Below are 22989 nucleotides of genomic sequence, written 5' to 3'. Positions count from 1 at the left end.
CGCGCCGGCGCTCATCCCAGGCACTGCGGCCCGAGAAGTCCCTTCAGCTCGCCGTAGAGGTCCGCGGTCACGCGCACCGGCAACGGCACCTCGAAGATCTTCGCCGTGGAGCCCGCGTGGAGCTTGACGGTGACCTCCGTGTCACCACGATGACGCTCCAGCGTCTGCCGCAGCTCTTCGATCGTGGACTGGCTCGCACGCCGTTCCGGCAGGACCAGCACCAGGGGTCCGGACTCGTCGACCGCACCGAGGTCGGGGGCGAACGCCGAAACCGCATGCAGGTTCATGCCGTCGTCCCGCCGCGACACGCGTCCGCGGACCACGAGGATCGAGTCCGCGACGAGCATCGACTGGAACTCCGTATAGGTCTTGCCCATGAACATGACCGTGATCTCGCCGTTGAAGTCCTCGACGGTGATCATGCCGTACGGGTTTCCGCTGGACTTGGCGACCCGGTGCTGAACGCTCGTGACCAGGCCGGCGACGGTCACCTGCTCGCCGTCGGAGATGTCCTCCGACGCCAGCAGATCGTGGATGCTGATCGACGCGTGTTTGGCGAGGGGGATCTCCAGCCCCGCCAGCGGATGATCGGACACGTACAGCCCGAGCATCTCGCGCTCGAAGGCGAGCTTGTCCTTCTTCGTCCACTCCGGACGCTCCGGCACTTTGTGCGCCTGCTGCGGCTCGTCATCACCCCAGAGTGAGTCGAAGTCGAAGCCGACCTCGCCGTTGGCCTCGCGGCGTTTGTCGAGCACCGCGGCCTCGGTGGCGTCCTCGTGGATCTCCATGAGGGCCCGGCGCGTCGCCCCGAGCGAATCGAACGCACCCGCCTTGATGAGCGACTCGACCGTGCGCTTGTTGGCCACGTGCGCGGGAACCTTCGAGAGGAAGTCGTGGAAGTCGGTGAACGGCGCATCGGCGCGGGACGCGACGATGCCGTCGACGACGTTCGCCCCGACGTTGCGGACCGCCCCCAGACCGAAGCGGATGTCGTCGCCGACGGCGGCGAAGAAGCGGATCGACTGCCCCACGTCCGGCGGGAGGACGCGGATGCCCATACGGCGGCACTCGTTGAGGTAGACCGCCATCTTGTCTTTCGAATCGCCCACGCTCGTCAGCAGCGCGGCCATGTACTCGGCGGGGTAATGCGCCTTCAGATAGGCGGTCCAGTACGAGACCAGGCCGTACGCGGCGGAGTGCGCCTTGTTGAAGGCGTAGTCCGAGAACGGCAGGAGGATCTCCCAGAGCTTGTTCACCGCGTCGTCGGAGTAGCCGTTCGCGTGCATCCCGGCCTGGAAGCCCTCGAACTGCTTGTCGAGCTCGGACTTCTTCTTCTTGCCCATCGCGCGGCGGAGGATGTCGGCCTGACCGAGGCTGAACCCGGCGACGCGCTGAGCGATCGCCATCACCTGCTCCTGGTAGATGATCAACCCGTAGCTCGTGTCGAGGATCTCGGCGAGCGAGTCCTTGAACTCCTCGTGGATCGGCGTGATCTCCTGCTGGCCGTTCTTGCGCAGGGCGTAGTTGATGTGGCTGTTCGCGCCCATGGGCCCGGGTCGGTACAGCGCGATGACGGCCGAGATGTCTTCGAAGTTGTCGGGCTTCATCAGACGCAGCAGAGAACGCATCGGACCGCCGTCGAGCTGGAACACCCCGAGGGTGTCGCCGCGCGAGAGGAGTTCGTAGGAGGCCGCGTCGTCGAGCTCGAGCTCTTCGAGGACGAGCGGGTGGCCCCGGTTCGCGGCGATGTTGTCGAGCGCATCGTTGATGATCGTGAGGTTGCGCAGCCCCAGGAAGTCCATCTTGATCAGACCCAGCGCTTCGCACGACGGATAGTCGAACTGCGTGACGATCTGGCCGTCCTGTTCGCGCCGCATGATCGGGATGATGTCCTCGAGCGGGTCACTGGACATGATCACACCGGCGGCGTGCACGCCCCACTGCCGCTTGAGGTTCTCGAGCCCGACCGCGGTGTCGAAGACCGTCTTGGCCTCGGCATCCGTCTCGATGAGCGCGCGGAACTCGCTCGCCTCCTTGAAGCGCGGGTGCTCACGGTCGAACATGCCCTCGAGAGGCATGTCCTTGCCCATCACGGCGGGCGGCATCGCCTTGGTGAGCTTCTCCCCCATGCTGAACGGGAATCCGAGCACACGCCCGGCATCCTTCAACGCCTGCTTGGCCTTGATCGTGCCGTACGTCACGATCTGGGCGACCCGCTCGCTGCCGTACTTCTCCGTGACGTACTGGATGACCTCGCCGCGGCGACGGTCGTCGAAGTCGACGTCGAAGTCGGGCATCGAGACGCGGTCGGGGTTCAGGAAGCGCTCGAAGATCAGACCGTGCTGCAGCGGGTCGAGGTCGGTGATGCGCATGGCGTAGGCGGCCATGGATCCGGCGCCGGATCCGCGGCCCGGGCCCACCCGGATGCCGTTGTCCTTCGCCCAGTTGATGAAGTCGGCGACCACGAGGAAGTACCCCGGGAAGCCCATCTGGACGATGACGGAGGTCTCGTACTCGGCCTGTGCGCGGACGGCGTCGGGGATGCCGTCGGGGTACCGGTACTCGAGACCCTTCTCGACCTCCTTGACGAACCAGCTCTCCTCCGTCTCGCCGTCGGGCACCGGGAAGTTGGGCATGTAGTTCGCGGAGGTGTTGAACTCGACATCGCAGCGCTCGGCGATCAGCAGGGTGTTGTCACACGCCTCGGGATGATCGCGGAAGACCTGCCGCATCTCAGCGGCGGACTTGACGTAATAGCCGTCTCCGTCGAACTTGAAGCGCTTGGGATCGTCGAGGGTGGATCCGGACTGCACGCACAGCAGCGCCGCATGGCTGGTCGCATCGTGCTGGTGGGTGTAGTGGAGGTCGTTCGTCCCCACCAGCGGGATGTCGAGGTCTTTCGAGATCTTGATGAGGTCCGACATCACCCGGCGCTCGATCGACAGACCGTGGTCCATGATCTCGGTGAAGTAGTTGTCTTTGCCGAAGATGTCCTGGAACTCCGCCGCGGCCGCACGGGCGGCCTCGTACTGGCCGAGCCGCAGGCGCGTCTGCACCTCTCCCGACGGGCATCCCGTCGTGGCGATCAGGCCCTTGGAGTACTTCTGCAGCAGCTCGCGGTCCATCCGCGGCTTGAAGTAGTACCCCTCCATGCTCGCCTTCGACGACAGCCGGAACAGGTTGTGCATGCCCTCCGTGGTCTCGGAGAGAAGCGTCATATGGGTGTAGGCGCCCGCACCGGAGACGTCGTCGTCGCTCTGCTCGGGTGATCCCCACCGCACGCGCGACTTGTCGGTGCGGTGGGTGCCGGGGGTCACATAGGCTTCGATGCCGATGATCGGCTTGATTCCGGCGGCCTTGGCCGTCTTGTAGAACTCGAAGGCCGCGAACGTGTTGCCGTGATCGGTGACGGCGATCGCCGGCATCTCGAGCCGGACTGCTTCCTGCACCATCGGACCGATGCGCGCCGCGCCGTCCAGCATCGAATATTCACTGTGAACGTGAAGGTGAACGAAGGAATCGGCTGCCACCCGACGAGTCTAAGTTCGCTCGCCGACACCGTGCGCTCACCGCAGATCGAGGCGCATGACCACGCGCGGGAAGCCGTTCAGCACGGAGTCCGTCGGCGCGGCGAGGTGGAAGCCGGCCTTCTCGAACAGGGACCGCGTTCCGACGTAGGCCATCGTGAGGTCCACCTTCTGCCCGCGGTTGTCGACGGGGTAGCCCTCGACGGCGGGAGCCCCGCTCTCACGGGCGAAGCCGATCGCCCCGGCCAGGAGCGCATGCGAGATGCCGGAGCCGCGGTGTCCGGGTCTGACCCGGATGCACCAGACGCTCCAGACATCCAGGTCGTCGACGTGCGGGATCTTGCGGCTCGTCGCGAACGACGTGTCGGCGCGCGGGTGCACCGCCGCCCAACCGACGACATCCCCGTCGTCGTAGGCGAGGACGCCGGGAGGACCTTCGCGCAGGAGCCCCCTCACCCGCTCGGCCCGCGCCGTCCCGCTCAGAGCGAGATTCTCCTTCGCGGGGATGCGGTAGCTCAGGCACCAGCAGACGTTGGACGTCGGCTTCTTCGGCCCGACGAGGGTGGCGATGTCATCGAAGTCGGTCGCCGGTCGAACGCTGATCGTCATTGCGCCACTGTGCCCCGTACATCCGACACGCGTCCAGGCTCGCTCTAGGGTGAGTGGATGCCGACCCCCGACTTCGTCCTCGAACTCCGCCGCCACATCGGCACGCACCCGCTGCCGCTGGTGGGCGTCACTGCGGTCATCGTGCGCGACGATGCCGTACTGCTCGGGCGCCGCAGCGACAACGGCGCTCTCACCCCGATCACCGGCATCGTCGATCCCGGTGAGGAGCCGGCGACCGCGGCGGCCCGCGAGGCCCTGGAGGAGGCCGGGGTCGTCATCACCGTCGATCGGCTGGCGTGGGTGCACCAGATCGAGCGGGTCACGTACGAGAACGGCGACCAGAGCGACTACCTCGATCTGACGTTCCGCTGCACGTGGGTGAGCGGCGAACCGTGGCCGGCCGACGGCGAGATGACGGAGGTCGGCTGGTTCGACTTCGATGTCCTCGCCGATCTCGACGAGGACATGCGCCAGCGGGTGCGCTTCGCGCTGCCGCTGCGCGGCGAGGCGCGCTTCCTCTGAGGCAGATGAATCGGAAGCGCGCGAATCTTTACAACGTCGTATTACATCGTTTACCCTGACCGCGAGGAGCGGGCGATGTGGCCCGCTCGAACGCTATTCGAGGAGGAACAGCGATGGGTCCCCATCAGCAGGAACAACAGATCGACGACCGGACATCCGGTACGGGCACGTCGAGGCGCTCGCACGCGCTGACGTGTCTGGCGGCGGTCGTGCTCGCGGCCGCACTCACCCTCACCATGGCTCCGGGTGCGGCAATGGCCGAGGACTCAGCCCCCACACCCGGCCCCACAGTGGTGGCCGACCCGGACTCGCCGACCGGATACACCGGCGAGTTCGTCTACTACAACCCAACCGCCACGAGCGTGCGCTTCGTGGCGGACATCATGCTGCGGAACTGGGAGGACCGCACCGACACGAAGGTCTACAGCCCGTTCGACTACAAGCCGGGTCTGATGCGGGGCGGCGGCGCGTACGACGTACAGATGACGAACATCGGCAACGGATACTGGTCGACCGCGGTGCCTCTGGCGGCCGGGCCCAACCAGTACTGGTTCTACGTGAACAACAACACCAACTTCTGGGTGCCCGACCCGGCCAACTCGCCGATCTTCGCTCCGGACGGACTCACGGGCAACAGCCGCCGCGCCTTCAACGCCGTGTACGTGCCCTACGACGCTGAGAAACAGAACTACGCTCCGCTCGCGGAGCGCGTCATTGCGAATCCGCGACCCGATTCCGCGAAGGGGACATGGAGCTACGTCCCGGTTCCGGGACTGACTCCGCTCGCCAACGGCACGCAGCGCACACTCGGCATCTACCTCCCGCCGAATTACGACCCGAACCGCACCGAACCGTACAAGACGATCTACGTGCAACACGGCAGTGGACAGGATCAATCCGACTGGCTCAATATCGGCAGCGTCCCGATCATCATGGACAACCTGCTCCAGGACAACGCGACCGAGCCGGCGGTGATCGTTTCGACCAATTCGACGTACATGGGAGCTGCGCCGTACACCAACCTGACGAACGTCATCGTCCCCTTCGTCGAGAGCAACTACAACGTCTCGAAGGATCGGATGGACCGAGCATTCGCGGGCCTGTCGATGGGGGCGTCCATGACGACGCAGATCATCAACAACAATCCGCTGCGCTTCGGCTACTACGGCGTGTGGAGCTTCCGCGCGGGGATCAACCCGAATACGGCCAACCTCAAGCAGGCGTACGTGCACATCGGATGCGGCGTGTGGGACAACCTCAACCTGTGCCCGACGACAGCGCAGTTGGGCGTTCTGGACGGCAAGGTGAACTACGAGTACACCGATCTCGCCGGTGGCCATGACTTCAACGCGTGGCCGCAGCTGTTCGCGATCTTCGCGAGGGACCACCTCTGGCAGCCGCGCTCGTTCGTGAACGGAGCTCCCGTCTTCGCGGCCGGCGGCGAGACACAGGCGGTCGACGAGAATCGCGCCCTGACCTTCACGGTCGACGCGGCAGATCCGGACGGCGATACGCTCATCTACTCGGCGGGCGATCTGCCGTCGGGTGCGTCGTTCGACCCGGCCACGCGCAAGTTCACGTGGACCCCGTCCTACGCCCAGGCGGGCGAGTACTCGGTGACGTTCACGACGGCTGACGGCACGGATCGCTACGCCTTGTCCGCGACCAAGACGGTGACGATCACGGTCCGTGACGTCACAGTTGCCGAGCAGATCACAGGGCTCAAGAGCACGATCGCCGCGATCGGTGCGAACGGCGGAATCAAGAACGCACTGACTGTGAAGCTGAACCAGGTGGAGAAGCGCCTCGGGGCGGGCGACACAGCAGGCGCCGTGCTCGCGCTTCAGGACGACTTCATCGGACAGGTGACCGGTCTGCGCGGGGTCAAGCTCACCGCCGCGGAGGCGGACGCTCTGATCGTGGCGGCGCAGGAGGCGATCCAGAACATCTCCTTCTGAGTCCTCATCACTCGGATCGGGGTGCCTGCAGGTCACGCGATCTGCTGGCACCCCTGTCATTTACAACGTCGTAAGAAATTCCTTTACAACGTCGTAAAGCTTCTAATACTCTGGCCGCGACGGGTCCCCAACTCCGTCGTTCGAATCCCTTTCAAGGAGGAACGGTGATGACAATTCTGCAAACCAGCGAATCGGAAGCGGGCGGGCGCAGCGCCCGCACGCGCGGTCGCTACTGGCGCCCGATCGCCACGGTCACGGTCGCGGCGACGATCGTGCTCGGATCGTCGGCGGTGGCTGCCCAGGCCGCAGCCGAGTACCCGCCCGGGCCGACGGTGGTCGCCGACCCGAGCTCCCCGACCGGCTACACCGGTCACTTCGTGTACTGCAACCCGGACGCGACCAGCGTGCGGTTCGTCGCGGACATCATGCTTCGCAACTGGGCGGACACCTCGGACACGAAGGTCTACACGCCCTACGAGTACAAGCCGGGTCTCATGCGCGGGGGTGGGGGGTACGACGTGGAGATGACCAGCGTCGGCGACGGCTGCTGGTACACGAGCGTGCCCCTCGCGGCGGGTGCCAACCAGTACTGGTTCTACGTGAACAACAACACCAACGCATGGCTTGCCGATCCGGCGAACTCGCCCATCTTCGCTCCGGACGGCATCGCGTTCCCCGCACGTCGCGCGTTCAACAAGGTGTTCGTGCCGTACGACGCCGCGAAGCAGAACTTCGGACCGCTGGAGGCGCGCCAGATCGAGAATGAGCGGGCGGACTCCCCGAAGGGCGAGTGGAGCTACGTCCCGATCGCGATCCCGAACCAGACCGGCCGCACGCTGGGCGTCTACCTGCCCCCGGGCTACGACCCCGACCGGGCCGAACCCTACAAGACCATCTACATGGAGCACGGCGGCGGCCAGGATCAGTCCGACTGGATGAACATGGGCGACGTGCCGGTCATCATGGACAACCTGATCCAGGACGGCACGACCGAACCGGCGGTGGTCATCACGGCCAACACCAACTACCTCGGTGCGGCCAACCAGGGCTACCCCAACCTGCGCGAAGTCGTCGTCCCGTTCGTCGAGAGCAACTACAACGTCTCGACCAGGCCGATCGACCGCGCGTTCGCCGGCCTCTCGGCGGGATCGATCGTCACGCAGGGTCTGATCCGGTACGACGCCACGTACTTCGGATACTGGGGTCCGTGGAGCGGTGGCATCAGTGTGACCCCGGCAACGGCGAACATCGACAAACCGTACATCCACTACGGTGGCGGTGCCTGGGACTTCGGTCTTCCGAATGCGGGTCAGGTCGCTGCGCTGGACGAGGTCGCGTTCGTCGAGAACACGACGGTCGCCGGGGCGCACGACTTCAACGCGTGGAACCAGTTGTTCACGGTCTTCGCTCGCGATTACGTGTGGCAGCAGGATGCATTCATGGCAGACGAGTTCACGCAGCTCATCAATGCGGTCGCCGGGTCTGCGACGCACAAGGGCACGAAGAACGCGCTCACGGTCAAGCTCGAGAAGGGCTGGAACGACATTGTCGAAGGCGATTCCGCCGGCGCGCTGGACTACGTGAAGCGCTTCGAGGACCAGCTGTCGCGGTTCGCAGCCAACGGCGTGGTTCCCCAGGACCAGGCTGCGGCGATGAAGACGGTCGCTGACCAGATCATCTCCAACCTGAGTTACTGGCAGTAACACCGCACAAGAGGGTGTCGGCGGAGACGATCCGCCGACACCCTCTGTTCACCGCCGCATCAGTCCGCGCGAAGGATCTCCAGCGCGGACGCCAGGTCGGCCGGGTACTCCGATGTGAAGGTGACCTGCTCGCCCGTCGCCGGATGCAGGAACAACAGCTGCCGAGCATGCAGCCACTGACGGGTCAGGCCGAGCCGGGCGGCGAGGGTCGGGTCGCCGCCGTACAGCGGATCCCCCACGCACGGATGCCGATGGGCGGCCATGTGCACTCGGATCTGGTGCGTGCGCCCCGTCTCGAGGTGGATCTCCAGGAGCGCCGCGCGTCGGAAGGCCTCGAGTGTCTCGTAATGGGTGACGGAGTCCTTGCCGTCGGGCGTGACGGCGAACTTCCAGGAGTGGGACGGATGCCGACCGATGGGCGCGTCGATCGTTCCGGCGAGCGGATCGGGGTGGCCCTGCACGACCGCGTGGTAGATCTTCTCGACCTCGCGCTCCTTGAAGGCGCGCTTGAGCGCGGTGTAGGCCCGTTCCGTCTTCGCGACCACCATGAGACCGCTCGTGCCGACGTCGAGGCGGTGGACGATTCCCTGCCGCTCGGCCGCCCCCGTCGTGGCCACGCGGACTCCCCCGGCAGCCAGCGCCCCGAGGACGGTCGGACCCTCCCAGCCGAGTGAGGGGTGGGCGGCGACGCCGGCGGGCTTGTCGACGACGACGATCTCGTCGTCCTCGTAGACGATCCCGAGGTCCGGCACGGCGAGCGGAACCACACGCGGCTCCTCTTTCGGCTGCCACGTCACCTCGAGCCAGGATCCGCCATGGAGGCGATCGGACTTGGTGAGGACGCGGCCGTCCATCACGACGCCGCCGGCGTCGGCCACCTCTGCGGCGAACGTCCGCGAGAAGCCGAGCATCTTCGCCAGGGCGGCGTCGACTCGCGCGCCGTCGAGCCCGTCCGGAACGGGCAGCGTCCGCGAGTCCACGTCAGCGATCCGCGTCGGGACGACCGTCGACGGGCGCCGCGGCGTCCTCGGTCAGACCGTCCTCGGGCCGACCGTCCTTCGCCGCCCGGACTTCTCGCGTGCCGTCCAGTCGGAGGCCGATGAGGACGAGCAGCGCGACGGAGATCATCATCGTCACGATGAAGATGTCGGCCACGTTGTAGATCGCCGGCATCATCCACGGAGTGTTGATGAAGTCGACGACGTGGCCGACGGGGAACCCCGGCTGGCGGAATGCGCGATCGGTGAGGTTGCCCAGCACACCACCGAGGAGCAGACCGAGCACGACGGCCCAGAGGCGCGAGCGCAGTCGCGTGGCGGCGAGCCACACGATCACGACCGCGACGACGGCGAGGGCGATCGTGAAGATCCACGTGACGCCCTCGCCGAGGGAGAACGCCGCCCCCGGATTGCGGACGAGATAGAAGATGAGGAAGTCACCCAGGATCTTCACCGCCTGCTCGGGCGGGAGGTTGTCGATCGCGAGGTACTTCGTGAACTGGTCGGCGGCCAGCACCGTCGCCGCGAGGATCGCGACGACGGCACCGGCCGCCGCCTTGTGCAGGGGGGCTCGGCCTGTCAAGACCGGCCTAGAGGCCGATGGCCGAGACCGGGGTCGAGCCGGAGTTGGTGCCCGTGGTCTCGAGGTCCCGCAGCTTGCCCTCGATGTAGCCGCGCAGCTGTGCGCGGTAGTCGCGCTCAAAGTTGCGCAGCTCGGTGATGCGACCCTCCAGGCTCGCGCGCTCCTTATCCAGGCGTGCGATCTCCTCGCGGCCCTTCGTCTCGGCCTCCGAGATGATCGACGCCGCCTGCGACTGGGCGTCCGCGATGAGCTTGTCGCGCTGCGCGATGCCCTCTGCGACGTGCTCATCGTGCAGACGCTGCGCGAGCTCGATGATTCCGGCGCTCGCTGCGGCGGGGGCCGTGCCGGACTCGGCAGCGGGCACCGCGGCGACCGGAGCGGGCGTCTCTTCGACGACCTCAGCGGCGGCGGGCGCCTCGGCGGGAGCCTCGGAACCGGACTCGTACGCAGCCAGCTTCGCCTTCAGCTCGTCGTTCTCGGCGATCGTCTTGCGCCACTCGACGACGATCTCGTCGAGGAAGTCGTCCACCTCGTCCGGGTCGAAGCCTTCCTTGAACCGGACGTGCTGGAACTGCTTGGTGACGACGTCATCGGGGGTCAATGCCATGGTGGTACCTCTTTCGGGCGCTCTGGTCGCTGGCCGATGTCGGGGGCCGCTCCGCCGATGGCCGGCGGTCGTACCAGGCAAGCATAGCCGCGCCTCACGGAGGTGTCGAAGGCCGGTATGCTCCGCCGTCAGCGCATGAACGCGCGCGTGACCGCCAGCAGGACGAAGCACAGGAGCATCGTCAGCGTGAAGCCGAAGTCGATGCCGATCCCGCCGACCCGCAGGGGCGGGATGAAGCGACGGAACATCTTGATCGGTGGGTCGGTGACCGTATAGACGATCTCCGCAGCCACCAGTCCCGCGCCGCGAGGACGCCATTCCCGGTTGAAGAACGGGATCCAGTCGAGCACGAGCCGCACCAGGAGCACGATCACGAAAAGCAGGAGGAGGCTATTGAGGATCGTGGCAATCGCGCCGACGATGTTCACAGAACGATCGTATCAGCGCGTCGTACTAGCCCTGCGCGAACGGGACGGACTCGGGGTCCGCCTGCGCCACGGCGCCGTCGCCGGAGACCGCGACGTTCTCGGGCGAGAGCAGGAACACCTTGCTCGTGACGCGCTCGATACGGCCGTAGAGCCCGAGCGACAGGCCACTGGCGAAGTCGATCAGACGACGTGCGTCGGCGTCGCTCATCTGCGACAGGTTGATGATGACGGGGATGCCCTCGCGGAAGTTCTCGGCGATGACCTGCGCGTCCCGATACTGCTTGGGGTGCACGGTGAGGATCTCGCTGATGGATGCCGGGGTCACCTGGCGGACGACGGCGGGGCGGTGGATGGGGGTCACCGGAGCGGCCTTCTCGATCGTGGTGGTCTTGCGGGCAGCCGGCTGGGAAGCGGGCTCTACGTAGACCTCTTCCTCGTCGGCGAGACCGAGGTAGACCATGGTCTTCTTCAATGGGTTCGACATCGCATCCTCCTGCTGACTCATGCTCTGAGTGGTCGTGTTTCGAGGTTAACCGGGTATCGGCCTCGGGCCGGTGATTGCCGACCCGATACGTAGGTGTGTCGCGCCCGCGGCGATCGCCTGTGGGAAATCGGCGGTCATCCCGGCCGAGATCCACGTGGCGTCGGCGGCGACGGCACGGACGCGCGCGGAGTAGTCGGCGAGCCGCGAGAACGCCGGGGCAGGGTCCTCCCCCAACGGCGCGACGGCCATCACCCCGCGCAGGCGCAGGGTTCCGCATCCGCTCACGTGGTCGGCGAGACGCTCGAGCTCGTCGGGCGCGACGCCCCCGCGGCCGGCATCGTCGGTGAGGTTCACCTGGATCAGGACGTCCAGCACGGGCGACTCCGCCGTCGCCGCGGCATCCAGTGCGTCCGCGATGCGCGGACGGTCGACGGAGTGCACGACGGATGCCGCCGCCCTGATCGCCTTCGCCTTGTTGGTCTGCGCCTGCCCGATGAAATGCCATCGCAGATCGCCCAGGGCGCTCAGCGCCGCCGTCTTCTCGGAGAGCTCCTGCTGTCGGTTCTCCCCGACATCTCGGACACCGAGCGCGTACAGCTCTTCGACGAGAGCAGGCGGGTGGAACTTCGTCACGACGATCCGCGTGATGGACGCGGGATCGCGGCCTGCCGCGTGTGCGGCAGCCTCGATCCCGGCGTCGACCTGTGCGAGTCGTGCGGCAAGCTCCACGCTCGTCCTGACGGGTTACTTGAGGAAGTCGGGGATGTCGAGGTCGTCGTCACCGAACGCCGAGTCGTAGCTCGAGTCAGGGACGGCGGCACCCACCGGAACGGGCTCGGTCTCGCGCGGCGCCGGCTCCTTCGCGGCGTCCGCCGCGGGAGTGGCAGGCACGACCGGCGCGCTGACGACGCGGGCGGCGCCCATCGGCTCGACGCGCAGCGTGGGCTCGCCGTTGTCGAAGCCCGCCGCGATCACGGTGACGCGGACCTCGTCGCCGAGAGTGTCGTCGATCACGGTTCCGAAGATGATGTTGGCCTCGGGGTGCGCGGCCTCCTTCACCAGCTGCGCAGCGTCGTTGATCTCGAAGATGCCCAGGTTGGACCCGCCCTGGATCGACAGCAGCACGCCGTGCGCACCTTCGATGCTCGCCTCGAGCAGCGGGGACTCGACCGCGAGTTCGGCGGCCTTGATGGCGCGGTCTGCACCGCGCGCGGACCCGATACCCATGAGCGCCGAACCGGCGCCCTGCATGACCGACTTCACGTCGGCGAAGTCGAGGTTGATCAGACCGGGAGTGGTGATGAGGTCCGTGATGCCCTGCACACCGGCGAGGAGCACCTGGTCGGCCGTGGCGAACGCCTCGATCATGCTGATGCCGCGGTCGCTGATCTCCAGCAGTCGGTCGTTCGGCACCACGATGAGGGTGTCGACCTCTTCCTTGAGCTTCGCAACGCCGGTCTCGGCCTGGCTCTGACGGCGACGGCCCTCGAAGGAGAAGGGCTTGGTCACGACGCCGATCGTGAGCGCACCGATCGACTTCGCGATCTTGGCGACGACGGGCGCACCGCCGGTACCGGTACCGCCGCCCTCGCCCGCGGTCACGAAGACCATGTCGGCGCCGCGCAGCGCCTCTTCGATCTCTTCCGCGTGGTCTTCCGCGGCGCGGCGCCCCACCTCGGGGTCGGCGCCGGCACCGAGGCCGCGCGTGAGCTCCCGGCCGACGTCGAGCTTGACGTCGGCGTCGCTCATGAGCAGAGCCTGCGCGTCGGTGTTGACCGCGATGAACTCCACGCCGCGAAGGCCGAGTTCGATCATGCGGTTGACGGCGTTGACGCCGCCGCCGCCGACACCCACGACCTTGATCACCGCGAGGTAGTTCTGGTTCTGGCTCATGCCGGCCTCCGTCTGTGCTGCGCCCTGGTGGAATCACGTGGTGTGAAACCTTCAACCTCATCTAGAGGCTTAAAGAATTGCCCGGTATGCAATTCCTCTGGGTCGAAAGTATGCGGACGCCGACCCGCGGCGGGGATCGTCGCGGCGTGTCGCGACATCGTCTCCAGAACCCGTCCGCGCGGGGCTGAGATCGGGTCAGCGGACGACGATCGCGCTCGGCGAGGACACGTCGTAGACGCTCACCGTGGCGGGCGGCCGCGCCGCCATGATCTTCTCGAGCGTGACAGCCTTCAATGCCGAATCCTCGGCGCTCCCCCACACCACCTGCGCGTTCGAGTCGCCGAGAGTGAGGGTGACGTCATCCGGCGTGGAAGCGGACACGGCCGTCACCTGCGCGAGGATCGACGACGGCAGCGATCGCATGACCTGACCGACGGAGGTGAAGGCCTTCGACCGCGTCCCCCCCTCGACCGTCAGCAGCGGGCGACCCGCTGCCGGTGTCTCGGTCGTCGACAGCGCGACGCCGGCCGCGTCCACGAGGGTGTACCCGGCCCGGGTCTGGACGAGACCGATCGGTGTCCGCTCGACGATCCGCACGATCAGTTCGTGCGGCGGGCGGGCCTCGAGCGAGTACGACTCGACCAGGGGGAAGGCGACGAGTGCCGCCTTGACGGCACTCTCGTCGACACGCGGCAACGGTGTCCCGATCTGATCCGACAGCGCCTTCTCCACCGCAAGGGTGTCCAGGTTCTCGGTACCGACGATCCGGATCTGCTCGACGGCGAAGAGCGGACTGTACGCCGCGCCGAGCGTCGTCAGGACGAGCAGCACGACGGATGCCGCTGCCCCCGCCCAGAGGAGGCGCCGTCTCCTCTGCCGCCCGGTGAAGCGCCGCACCTCGGCCCGCAGAGCCTTCCGGCGCGCCCGCGCGGCCGACCAGACCTCGCGGATGCCGATCTCCTCGTCTCCGGCATCGTCGGGGGCCTGCTCGATCGGCTGCTCCGCGGACGTCGGCAGACCCGCAGGGCGCTGCATGCCGGCAGAGGCGAGCGGAACGGTCAGGGGGATGACCGGCGCGACCGCCGCAGGCTCCTCACTCGGCCCCGGTGCGGCGGGAGCGGCATCCGTCTGCTCATCGTCGTGCGTGGGACGGGTCTCCCGGCCGGTCGTCGACGCCGGACCCGCGGTCGTCCCCGACGGCGGCAGCGGCGGTGGGCGGCGCAACGGCGGTCACTCCGCCGCGTCGGGCGCGGCTGCTCGGGCGGTCGGGGTGCTCGCGAGCGCCTCGAGCACCTGCGGGATGATCTGGTACACGTTGCCGCAGCCGAGCGTGATGACGTAGTCGCCCTCGCGCGCAACGGACGCGGTGTAGTCGGCCGCCTGCTGCCAGTCGGCCACGAAGTGCACGTGGGCGGGGTCGGCGAAGGCGTTCGAGACGAGTTCGCCGGTCACCCCGGGAACCGGATCCTCGCGCGCCCCGTAGACGTCGAGCATCACGGTGTGGTCCGCGTGCGTCTCGAGCACCTCAGCGAACTCGCGGTACATCTGCTGCGTGCGCGAATACGTGTGGGGCTGCTGGATCGCGATGATCCGGCCGTCGCCGATCACGGTGCGCGCGGCCTCGAGCGCCGCCGCGACCTCGGTCGGGTGGTGTGCGTAGTCGTCGAACACGCTCACGCCGCGCTGGACGCCGTGCAGTTCGAACCGGCGCACCGTCCCCTCGAAACCCTCCACCGCGCGGACGGCGTCGGCGAGCCCGTGGCCGAGGGTGAGGAGCACCGCGACGGCACCGGCCGCGTTGATCGCATTGTGCGCGCCGGGGACGGCAAGGCGCATCGGCGCATCGACGCCCTCGTGCGTGAGGGTGAACGAGACCGGACCGTCGGTGCGGATGCCGCTCACCCGCACGTCCGCATCCAACGCCTGACCGAACGTCACGATGCGCTCGTGGACGAGTCGTTCGGTGACGGTGCGCGCCCCGGGGTCATCGGACGAGATGACGACCGCCTCGCGGGCGCGGTTCGCGAACGTGGCGAACGCGTCGATGAACGCGTCGTCGCTGCCGTAGTGGTCGAGGTGGTCGGGGTCGACGTTCGTGATGAGGGCGATCGACGTGTCGTAGAGCAGGAACGTTCCGTCGGACTCGTCGGCTTCGATCACGAACAGGTCGTCGGCTCCCGTGGCGCTGGACACGCCCAACTGGGCGATCACGCCGCCGTTGACGAACGTGGGGTTCTCGTCGAGCTCCCGCAGCGCGGTGACGATCATCCCGGTCGACGTCGTCTTGCCGTGGGCTCCCGCGACCGAGACGAGCCGGCGGCCGCCGATCAGCCAGTACAGCGCCTGCGAACGGTGGATGACCGGCATCCCGCGTTCTTTCGCGAGGACGAACTCGGGGTTCTCCGGCCAGATCGCCCCCGTGTGGATCACCGTGTCGGCATCGCCGAGGTTCGCGGCGTCATGGCCGACGTGGACGGTGGCACCGAGGGCCGCGAGATCCTGCAGAGCCTGACTGTCCGCGCGATCCGATCCCGAGACGCGGATGCCGCGCTCCAGGAACATGCGCGCGAGGCCGGACATGCCGGATCCGCCGATTCCGATGAAGTGGGCGGCGCCGATGTGCTCGGGGATGGGGAGGCTCAGGTCGGGTCTGATCATGACCCGACAATCCTAGGTCGGCGCGTCTGGGAGCCCGCCCCGGCACCCCGTGCGGTGCGGATCCCGAGAAGTCACCGCCTCAGAGCGGCCCACCCTGGCAGGTCGCCAGGTCTTCGAGCGTCTTCGCCTCGGGACACGGCGTGAACCACCAGATGCCGCCGTTGCTGTCCTGGCTTCCGTCGATGTAGGCCTCCCAGCCGCCCCCGGGAAGCACGCGGTAGTACTCCGTGACGGGATCGCCCTCCGTGGTCGGGCGCGTGACCGCGAGCTCCGCCCCCTCGTCCGCGGCATCCTGCAGGCAGGTGAGGTTCTCGGCGGGGATCTCGTCGCCCTGGCCCAGCTCCACCTCGCCGCAGGAGGGCAGCACCGCGCGATCCGTGAACTGCGTCGGGGTCGGCGCCGGCGTCGCCGGACCCTGCGCGCACCCGGACAGGAGAGCGACCAGCGCACCTGTCAGAGCGGCGGCCGCCACGAGCCGGGCCGTCATGCGACCCTCCCGAGCGCGGCGTCGATCATCGCGATGACGTTCTCGGTGCCGTTGCGCGTGCCGACGGATGCCGCAGCCCGCGTCATCGCCTCGCGTCGGGTTTCGTCGGCCAGGAGAGGCACGACCTCGGATCTGATGCGGTCACCGGTGAACTCGGCATCCGGAATCAGCACGGCTGCACCCGCGCGCACGGCGCTCGCCGCATTGAGCGCCTGCTCGCCGTTGCCGACCGCATACGGGACGTAGACCGCGGGGATGCCGAGCGCGCTGATCTCGCTCACCGTCGCGGCGCCGGCGCGCGAGACGATGAGGTCGCACAGCGCGAACGCCAGGTCCATCCGGTCGACGTAACGCCGCACCGCGTAACCGGGTGCACCGGGGTCGGTCAGCTCGGACCGCTCCCCCGTGACGTGCACGAGCTGCCAGCCGGCGTCCAGGACGTCCCGCCACGCATCCGCGAACGCCTCGTTCAGCCGCTGCGCGCCGAGGGAGCCGCCGAAGACGAGCAGCGTCGGCCGGTCGGCGTCCAGTCCGAAGTACGCCGCGGCATCCGCCCGCCGGGCCGCCCGGTCGAGGTCGACGATCTCACGGCGCAACGGCATCCCGACGACACGCCCGCCCCTGATCGGGGTCCCCTCGAACGCAACCCCGACGGCCGCGGCGCGCCGCGCGCCGAGCGCATTGGCCATTCCTGGCTTCGCGTTGGCCTCGTGTACGACGACGGGAATCCGCGCGCGGCGGGCGGCGAGGTAGGCGGGGGCCGCTGCGTAGCCGCCGAACCCGACCACGACCTCGACGCCGCGATCGCGGATGTGGGTGCGCACCTGCGCGATCGCACGCCGCAGGCGCGCGGGGAAGGCGGCGGCCGCGCGATCGGGTCGACGCGGGAACGGCACCTTGTCGACGAAGAGCAGCTCATAGCCGCGCTCGGGCACCAGTCGTGCCTCGAGACCTTCCCGCGTGCCGAGGACGAGGATCTCCGCCTCCGGCTCGCGGGCGCGGAGCGCGTCGGCGACCGCAAGCAGCGGGTTGACGTGACCGGCGGTGCCGCCGCCGGCGAGAAGATAGGTCGTCACCTACCGACCTTAACCCGCGGCCCGCGCGACCCTCGAACCCCGGCCTGCGGGACCCCGTGCGGCACGAGAAGAGGTGTTTCGGGAAGCGCAGGAAGAACCGAGGCGGGAAAGACCTGTGTCAGCCGAAGCTCCTGTTGCGGTGCCGACCGGCGAAGATCAGCGTCCGGCGCGCGCCGCCGCGCGTTCGCGCCGGATGGCCGCCTGCTGGATCGCGGCGCGGCGCTTGGCCTCCGCTTCGGGCAGCGTGCGCGCGAACGCCAGAAGAACCCCGGAGGCGAGGAGGACGGACAGCAGAGACGTACCGCCCTGCGACATGAACGGCAGCGGCACACCGAGCACCGGGAACACCCTCAGCACCACGCCGATGTTGATGAGCGCCTGGCCGACGATCCACGCCGTGATCGCGCCGGAGACGATCCGCACGAACGGGTCGTCGGTCTTGCGGATCACGTGGAAGGCGCCGATCGCGAACAGGGCGAAAAGCGCGAGGACCACCGCGCAGCCGATGAGTCCCAGCTCCTCGCCGACGATCGCGAAGATGTAGTCGTTCGCCGCCGCGGGCAGCCAGTCGTACTTCTCCTTCGAATTGCCCAGGCCGAGCCCGAACAGGCCGCCGCCGGCCAGCCCCCAGATGCCGTGCAGCGGCTGGTAGCAGTCGTTGAAGTAGTCCGCGAGGCAGTTCGGATTCAAGAAGCTCAGGATGCGGCGCATGCGGTCGGGGCTGTTGACCGCGAACAGGAATGCTCCGATCGCCGCGCCGATGAGCGGGAGGATGAAGATCCGCAGCTTCACGCCGGAGAAGAACAGCGCGCCGAGGACGACGAGCGCGAGGATCATCGCGGTGCCCATGTCGTGCCCCGCCATCACCGTGGCGATCACGAGGATCGACATCGGTACGAGCGGGATGAAGACGTGACGCCACAACCCCAGCAGCGTCTGCTTGCGGAAGAGCACGTAGCCGATCCACAGTGCGAGCGTGATCTTGAGGAACTCGGCGGGCTGGAACTGCAGACCGGCGATCTGCACCCAGTTCCGGTTTCCGTTGGCCTCCACACCGAGACCCGGGACGAAGACCAGCAGCTGGAACAGGACGGCCCCGATGAGGGCCGGCCACGCGATGCGCTTCCAGAACCGCACGGGCATGCGGCTCGCGACGAACATGAGCGGGATGCCGATCACGGCGAACACGGCCTGCTTGATGACCGCCTCATAGGGCGGCTCCCCCGCAGCCGTTGCGGTGGCGGACGTGGCCGACAGCACCATCACGAGCCCGAATCCGGTGAGCAGGAGCGCCGTGGAGGCGATCAGCAGGAACTCGCTCGGCACGGGCGCGAAGACGCGCCCGAGGAATACGCGTGCGGCGAGACCGCTGCGCGAAGGCTCGTCAGTCGGAGTCGGCGGACGGGTTGCCGGTGGTGCCTGCGTCGTACTCGCCACCGGACTCCCTCGCTGTGTGCTCTCGCACCGCGGCGGCGAACCGCCGCCCACGGTCGGCGTAGGAGGCGAACTGATCGAAGGAAGCGGCGGCGGGGGCGAGGAGGACCACGTCACCGTCACGCGCGACCAGGGAGGCCAGTTCGACGACCCGTGCCATGACCTCTTCAGTCTCATCGGCCTCCACGGCGAACACCGGGACCCCCGGCGCGTGTCGCGAGAAAGCCGCGAGCACGGGTTCGCGGTCGGCGCCGATCACGATCGCCGCCTTCGCGGTGGTCCCCCGTGATGCCACGAGTTCGGAGATGTCGACACCCTTCAGCAGTCCGCCGACGACCCACACGGCGCCGGGGTAGGCGGCGAGAGAGGATGCCGCCGCGTGCGGATTCGTCGCCTTCGAGTCGTCGATCCAGGTGATCCCCCCCGAGACGGCGACGACCTCGATGCGGTGCGGGTCCAGCGTGAAGCCCTGCAGAGCGTCCCGGATGGCTGCCGGGGTCACCTCGAGCGATCGGGCGAGTGCACTCGCGGCAAGGATGTTCGCGACGATGTGCGGCGCGGACAGGCCTCGCTCGGCGAGATCGGCGACGGTCGTGAGTTCCAGGGCGCTCGTACGACGGTCCTCCAGGAATGCGCGGTCGACCAGGATGCCGTCCACCACGCCCAGATCGCTCGGGCCGGGCACGCCCAGGTCGAAGCCGATCGCGCGGGCGCCCTCGACCACCTCGGCGTCCTCCACCATCTCCCGCGTCGCCACATCGGCCTTGTTGTACACGCACGCCACCCGGGTGTTGTCGTACACGTGCGCCTTGGCGTCGCGGTAGGCCTGGAAGGACCCGTGCCACTCGAGGTGGTCGTCGGCGAGGTTCAGGCAGACGGCCGAGTGGGGCGAAACGGGGTGCGGTCCGCTCTGCAGCCCGAGATACCAGAGCTGGTGGCTGGAGAGTTCGACGACGAGCACGTCGAACCCCTCCGGATCGCGGACGGCATCCAGCACAGGAGTGCCGATGTTGCCGACGGGCGCGGCGCGCAAGCCGCCCTCGACGAGCATCGTCGCGGTGAGCCGCGTCGTGGTCGTCTTGCCGTTCGTCCCGGTGATCACCACCCAGTCGGCGGGGGTGCCGTCGGCGCGCACGACCTTGTCGCGCACGCGCCACGCGAGCTCGATGTCGCCCCACACCGCGATGCCGGCATCCCTCGCCCAGACGATGACCGGGTGCGCGGGCGAGAACCCGGGCGAGGCGATCACGACGTCCGGGGCGAAGTCGACGAGCTCGACCGGGGGCGAGGACAGGGCGCCGACGTGCGCGCGGACGCCGATCACCGGCAGCAGGGTCTCGTACTCGGGGTCGGCCGACTCGGAGAACACGACCACGTCGGCGCCGAGTTCGGCGAGCGTGTCGGCGACCGAGAATCCTGTGACCGACAGTCCCAGGACCGCGACCTTCACTCCTCGCCAGTCCGCGTGCCAGCTGTACAGCCCGTCCAGACGCGCGGCGCTCATGTCTGCGAGAGCCACTCGACGTAGAAGAAGCCGATGCCCGAGACGGCGAGGAGCCCCGCGATGATCCACATGCGGACGACGATCGTGATCTCGGACCAGCCACGCATCTCGAGATGGTGGTGGAAGGGGCTCATCAGGAAGAGGCGCTTGCCGCGCGTCAGCTTGAAGTAGGCCCGCTGCAGGATGACCGAGCCCGGGCCGATCACGAAGACGCCGGCGATCAGGACGGACAGCAGCTCGGTGCGGGTGAGGATCGCCATGGCCGCGATGACGCCGCCGATCGCCATCGATCCGACGTCGCCCATGAACACCTGCGCCTTCGGTGCGTTCCACCACAGGAACCCGACGAGGGCTCCGATGAACGCCGCTGAGACGATCGCGAGATCGAACGGGTCCCTCGTGGCGTAGCAGGCGCCGGCCACCCCGTCGGAGAGGATCGCTCCCCCGCTGCAGGACTGGTTGAACTGCCAGAAGGCGATGAGCGAGAACGCCCCGACCACGAAGACGCCGGCGCCCGCGGCGAGGCCGTCCAGCCCGTCGGTGACGTTGACGCTGTTCGAGTAGGCGACGCCGATGAATGTCGTCCACGCGAGGTACAGGAGCCACCCGATGATCGGGCCGAGGGCCATGAAGGACAGCATCGGGATATCCCGGAAGAACGACACGTACGCCGAGGCCGGCGTCTGGTTCCAGGCGTTCGGGAAGTTCAGCGCCACGATGCCGAACGGCACGGCCACCAGAATCTGACCGACGATCTTGCGCCACCCCGTCAGCCCGAGGCTGCGCTGGCGGCGTACTTTCATGAAGTCGTCGATGAAGCCGACCGCCCCGAAGCCGACCATCATCCAGACGACGAGCCAGCCCGAGATCGTGGGCGGATTGTTACCGCTGTACGCGCCGACCAGATAGCCCACGATCGTGCCGACGATGAAGATCGTGCCGCCCATGGTCGGCACACCGCGCTTCTCGCCGTGACTGGGATTGTGCACGTTCTCCGGGGTGCGGATCACCTGACCCCAGCCCCATTTGCGGAACAGCCGCAGGAAGACGGGGGTGAGGAAAAGCGTGAATGCCAGCGAGATCGCCGCTGCCGTCAGGAGTGATCTCACGAGAAGGATTCTCCCAGACGATCGCCCAGGAACCGCAGACCCGCCGAGTTCGAAGACTTCACCAATACGCGATCGCCGTCGCGCAGCTCGCCCATCAGATACTCGTAGGCTTCGTCGTCCGTCGCGAAGAACACCGCCTCGGCGTCCCACGAGCCTTGCGCCACGGCTTCCAGATACATCCGGCGGGCGGCCTGCCCGATCACGACGATGCGCTGGATGCCGAGCCGCACGGCCAGCAGGCCCACACGGTCGTGCTCTTCGTCCGCGTACTCGCCGAGCTCGCTCATGGATCCCAGAACCGCGACGGTGCGCTCGCCGGGACCCGTGATCTGAGCGAGTGTGCGCAGCGCTGCCGCCATCGAGTCGGGACTCGCGTTGTACGCATCGTTGATGATCCGCACCCGATCCGATCCGAGGGGCTGCATGCGCCAGCGCTCAGCGAGCTCGACGGTCTGGAGGCGCTCCACGCACGCGTCCAGCGCCACCCCGAGCTCGGTGGCTGCGGCGATCGCGGCGAGGGCGTTCATGACGTGGTGCTCGCCGAGCACCCGCAGGTGCAGTCTCGCGGTCCGTCCTCCTGCGGTCACGGTGCAGCGCGTGCCGTCGGCGGTGACCTCGACGTCATCGGCTCGGACCTCGGCGTCTTCGCCGCGGCCGAACCAGCGGACGGAGACGCCGCGCTCGTGCGCGATGGGCGCCATCGCCGCCACGCGCGGATCGTCGACGTTCAGCACGGCCACGCCACCGGGGCGAAGGGCTCGGACGAGTTCGGACTTTGCTCGGAAGGTGCCCTCGATGCCGCCGAATCCCCCCGCATGGGCGAGACCGACCATCAGCACGACGCCCATGTCGGGTTCGACGAGCCCGGCGAGACGCGCGATCGCGCCCGGTCCGCTCGCGCCGAACTCGCTCACGAGATAGCGGGTGTCCTCGGTGACGCGCAGCATCGTGAGCGGCGCGCCGACCTCGTTGTTGAACGAGGCGCGCGGGGCGACCGTCTCGCCTTCGTCTTCGAGGATGCGGGCGAGCAGGTTCTTGGTCGTGGTCTTGCCGTTCGAACCCGTGATGCCGACGATGCGCAGCCGCCCGGCATCCCGAACGGTCCCCACGACCGCGCGCGCGAGGTCGGCGAGGGCGGTGACGGCGTCGGCGACGACGATCTGGGTGATCTCGGCCGGCACGAGGCGCTCGACGATCGCGACAGCGGCGCCACGCTCGACGGCGGCGTCGACGAACACGTGTCCGTCGGTGACTTCACCCGGCTTCGCGACGAAGATGCCGCCCGGCTCGATGAGCCGCGAGTCGGTGTCCACGAGGCCGTCGACGCGGTCGCCGGGAGCCGCGTCGGGGCCGAGATGGAGTTCTCCGTGGAGGACGTCGGACAGTCGGGTGAGCGTGAGCGAGATCAT

20 protein-coding genes are annotated in these 22989 nt (G+C 68.0%); 3 read left to right on the top strand and 17 right to left on the bottom strand.

Features of this window, described 5'->3' with window-relative positions; translation table 11 throughout:
- Positions 1-11: 11 nt before the first annotated feature.
- On the bottom strand, positions 12-3530 hold the full coding sequence (dnaE, locus tag ABD197_RS07515) for a DNA polymerase III subunit alpha (protein ID WP_344053151.1): 3519 nt from the start codon (positions 3528-3530) through the stop codon (positions 12-14).
- 36 nt (positions 3531-3566) lie between these two features.
- The gene (locus ABD197_RS07510; protein ID WP_344053149.1) at positions 3567-4136 is read right to left on the bottom strand and encodes a GNAT family N-acetyltransferase; all 570 of its coding nucleotides are present in this window, start codon (positions 4134-4136) and stop codon (positions 3567-3569) included.
- A gap of 57 nt (positions 4137-4193) precedes the next feature.
- Between ABD197_RS07510 and ABD197_RS07505 the strand changes: the two genes are divergently transcribed.
- The 3 genes from ABD197_RS07505 (at position 4194) to ABD197_RS07495 (ending at position 8319) form a co-directional block, all read left to right on the top strand.
- A complete protein-coding gene (locus tag ABD197_RS07505; protein ID WP_344053147.1) occupies positions 4194-4658 on the top strand; it encodes an NUDIX hydrolase in 465 nt (154 codons plus the stop codon).
- A gap of 113 nt (positions 4659-4771) precedes the next feature.
- Positions 4772-6616, top strand: a complete 1845-nt coding sequence (locus ABD197_RS07500; RefSeq protein WP_344053145.1) for a putative Ig domain-containing protein — start codon at positions 4772-4774, stop codon at positions 6614-6616.
- A 167-nt stretch (positions 6617-6783) separates the two neighbouring features.
- Positions 6784-8319 (top strand): alpha/beta hydrolase, encoded by a 1536-nt coding sequence (locus tag ABD197_RS07495; RefSeq protein ID WP_344053143.1) that lies wholly within the window; start codon positions 6784-6786, stop codon positions 8317-8319.
- A gap of 59 nt (positions 8320-8378) precedes the next feature.
- Here the strand turns inward: ABD197_RS07495 and ABD197_RS07490 are convergent, their stop codons facing one another.
- The 15 genes from ABD197_RS07490 to ABD197_RS07420 form a co-directional block, all read right to left on the bottom strand.
- Positions 8379-9299: an RluA family pseudouridine synthase gene (locus ABD197_RS07490; protein WP_344053141.1), complete on the bottom strand. Its 921-nt coding sequence runs from the start codon at positions 9297-9299 to the stop codon at positions 8379-8381.
- 1 nt (position 9300) lies between these two features.
- Entirely contained in the window at positions 9301-9900 is a 600-nt protein-coding gene (gene lspA / locus ABD197_RS07485) for a signal peptidase II (protein WP_344053140.1), read from the bottom strand.
- A gap of 7 nt (positions 9901-9907) precedes the next feature.
- Complete coding sequence (locus ABD197_RS07480; protein ID WP_344053138.1) at positions 9908-10507, bottom strand: DivIVA domain-containing protein; 600 nt, start codon at positions 10505-10507, stop codon at positions 9908-9910.
- A 128-nt stretch (positions 10508-10635) separates the two neighbouring features.
- Positions 10636-10935, bottom strand: a complete 300-nt coding sequence (locus ABD197_RS07475) for a YggT family protein (RefSeq protein WP_344053136.1) — start codon at positions 10933-10935, stop codon at positions 10636-10638.
- Between the two features lie 25 nt (positions 10936-10960).
- On the bottom strand, positions 10961-11419 hold the full coding sequence (locus ABD197_RS07470) for a cell division protein SepF (RefSeq protein WP_344055817.1): 459 nt from the start codon (positions 11417-11419) through the stop codon (positions 10961-10963).
- Between the two features lie 45 nt (positions 11420-11464).
- Positions 11465-12148 (bottom strand): YggS family pyridoxal phosphate-dependent enzyme, encoded by a 684-nt coding sequence (locus ABD197_RS07465; RefSeq protein ID WP_344053134.1) that lies wholly within the window; start codon positions 12146-12148, stop codon positions 11465-11467.
- 15 nt (positions 12149-12163) lie between these two features.
- Positions 12164-13312 (bottom strand): cell division protein FtsZ, encoded by a 1149-nt coding sequence (gene ftsZ / locus ABD197_RS07460; RefSeq protein ID WP_344053132.1) that lies wholly within the window; start codon positions 13310-13312, stop codon positions 12164-12166.
- A gap of 195 nt (positions 13313-13507) precedes the next feature.
- Positions 13508-14536 (bottom strand): cell division protein FtsQ/DivIB, encoded by a 1029-nt coding sequence (locus ABD197_RS07455; protein ID WP_344053130.1) that lies wholly within the window; start codon positions 14534-14536, stop codon positions 13508-13510.
- Between the two features lie 6 nt (positions 14537-14542).
- Complete coding sequence (murC, locus tag ABD197_RS07450) at positions 14543-15970, bottom strand: UDP-N-acetylmuramate--L-alanine ligase (protein WP_344053128.1); 1428 nt, start codon at positions 15968-15970, stop codon at positions 14543-14545.
- Between the two features lie 79 nt (positions 15971-16049).
- A complete protein-coding gene (locus ABD197_RS07445; RefSeq protein WP_344053126.1) occupies positions 16050-16457 on the bottom strand; it encodes a hypothetical protein in 408 nt (135 codons plus the stop codon).
- Complete coding sequence (gene murG, locus ABD197_RS07440) at positions 16454-17533, bottom strand: undecaprenyldiphospho-muramoylpentapeptide beta-N-acetylglucosaminyltransferase (RefSeq protein WP_344053124.1); 1080 nt, start codon at positions 17531-17533, stop codon at positions 16454-16456. Before murG ends, ABD197_RS07445 begins: the two co-directional genes overlap by 4 nt.
- A 156-nt stretch (positions 17534-17689) precedes the next feature.
- Positions 17690-18970, bottom strand: a complete 1281-nt coding sequence (ftsW, locus tag ABD197_RS07435; RefSeq protein WP_344053122.1) for a putative lipid II flippase FtsW — start codon at positions 18968-18970, stop codon at positions 17690-17692.
- Positions 18918-20471 (bottom strand): UDP-N-acetylmuramoyl-L-alanine--D-glutamate ligase, encoded by a 1554-nt coding sequence (murD, locus tag ABD197_RS07430; protein WP_344053121.1) that lies wholly within the window; start codon positions 20469-20471, stop codon positions 18918-18920. The genes ftsW and murD overlap by 53 nt, the downstream gene beginning before the upstream one ends.
- Complete coding sequence (gene mraY, locus ABD197_RS07425; protein ID WP_344053119.1) at positions 20468-21580, bottom strand: phospho-N-acetylmuramoyl-pentapeptide-transferase; 1113 nt, start codon at positions 21578-21580, stop codon at positions 20468-20470. The genes murD and mraY overlap by 4 nt, the downstream gene beginning before the upstream one ends.
- A complete protein-coding gene (locus tag ABD197_RS07420) occupies positions 21577-22989 on the bottom strand; it encodes a UDP-N-acetylmuramoyl-tripeptide--D-alanyl-D-alanine ligase (RefSeq protein WP_344053117.1) in 1413 nt (470 codons plus the stop codon). Before ABD197_RS07420 ends, mraY begins: the two co-directional genes overlap by 4 nt.

The organism is Microbacterium lacus, assembly GCF_039531105.1.
In the GTDB taxonomy this organism is placed as follows: Bacteria; Actinomycetota; Actinomycetes; order Actinomycetales; family Microbacteriaceae; genus Microbacterium; species Microbacterium lacus.
Note: the sequence above shows the minus strand (reverse complement) of the source record. Positions and strands in the feature narration are given on the sequence as shown.

What these genes read in the sequence shown, in the direction of transcription:
- murD (WP_344053121.1), bottom strand. Translation starts at nt 20,471, where the DNA reads ATGAGCGCCGCGCGTCTGGACGGGCTGTACAGCTGGCACGCGGACTGG.
- ABD197_RS07505 (WP_344053147.1), top strand. Translation starts at nt 4,194, where the DNA reads ATGCCGACCCCCGACTTCGTCCTCGAACTCCGCCGCCACATCGGCACG.
- ABD197_RS07420 (WP_344053117.1), bottom strand. Translation starts at nt 22,989, where the DNA reads ATGATCTCGCTCACGCTCACCCGACTGTCCGACGTCCTCCACGGAGAA.
- ABD197_RS07480 (WP_344053138.1), bottom strand. Translation starts at nt 10,507, where the DNA reads ATGGCATTGACCCCCGATGACGTCGTCACCAAGCAGTTCCAGCACGTC.
- ABD197_RS07495 (WP_344053143.1), top strand. Translation starts at nt 6,784, where the DNA reads ATGACAATTCTGCAAACCAGCGAATCGGAAGCGGGCGGGCGCAGCGCC.
- ABD197_RS07510 (WP_344053149.1), bottom strand. Translation starts at nt 4,136, where the DNA reads ATGACGATCAGCGTTCGACCGGCGACCGACTTCGATGACATCGCCACC.
- ftsZ (WP_344053132.1), bottom strand. Translation starts at nt 13,312, where the DNA reads ATGAGCCAGAACCAGAACTACCTCGCGGTGATCAAGGTCGTGGGTGTC.
- ABD197_RS07445 (WP_344053126.1), bottom strand. Translation starts at nt 16,457, where the DNA reads ATGACGGCCCGGCTCGTGGCGGCCGCCGCTCTGACAGGTGCGCTGGTC.
- ABD197_RS07500 (WP_344053145.1), top strand. Translation starts at nt 4,772, where the DNA reads ATGGGTCCCCATCAGCAGGAACAACAGATCGACGACCGGACATCCGGT.
- ABD197_RS07470 (WP_344055817.1), bottom strand. Translation starts at nt 11,419, where the DNA reads ATGTCGAACCCATTGAAGAAGACCATGGTCTACCTCGGTCTCGCCGAC.
- murC (WP_344053128.1), bottom strand. Translation starts at nt 15,970, where the DNA reads ATGATCAGACCCGACCTGAGCCTCCCCATCCCCGAGCACATCGGCGCC.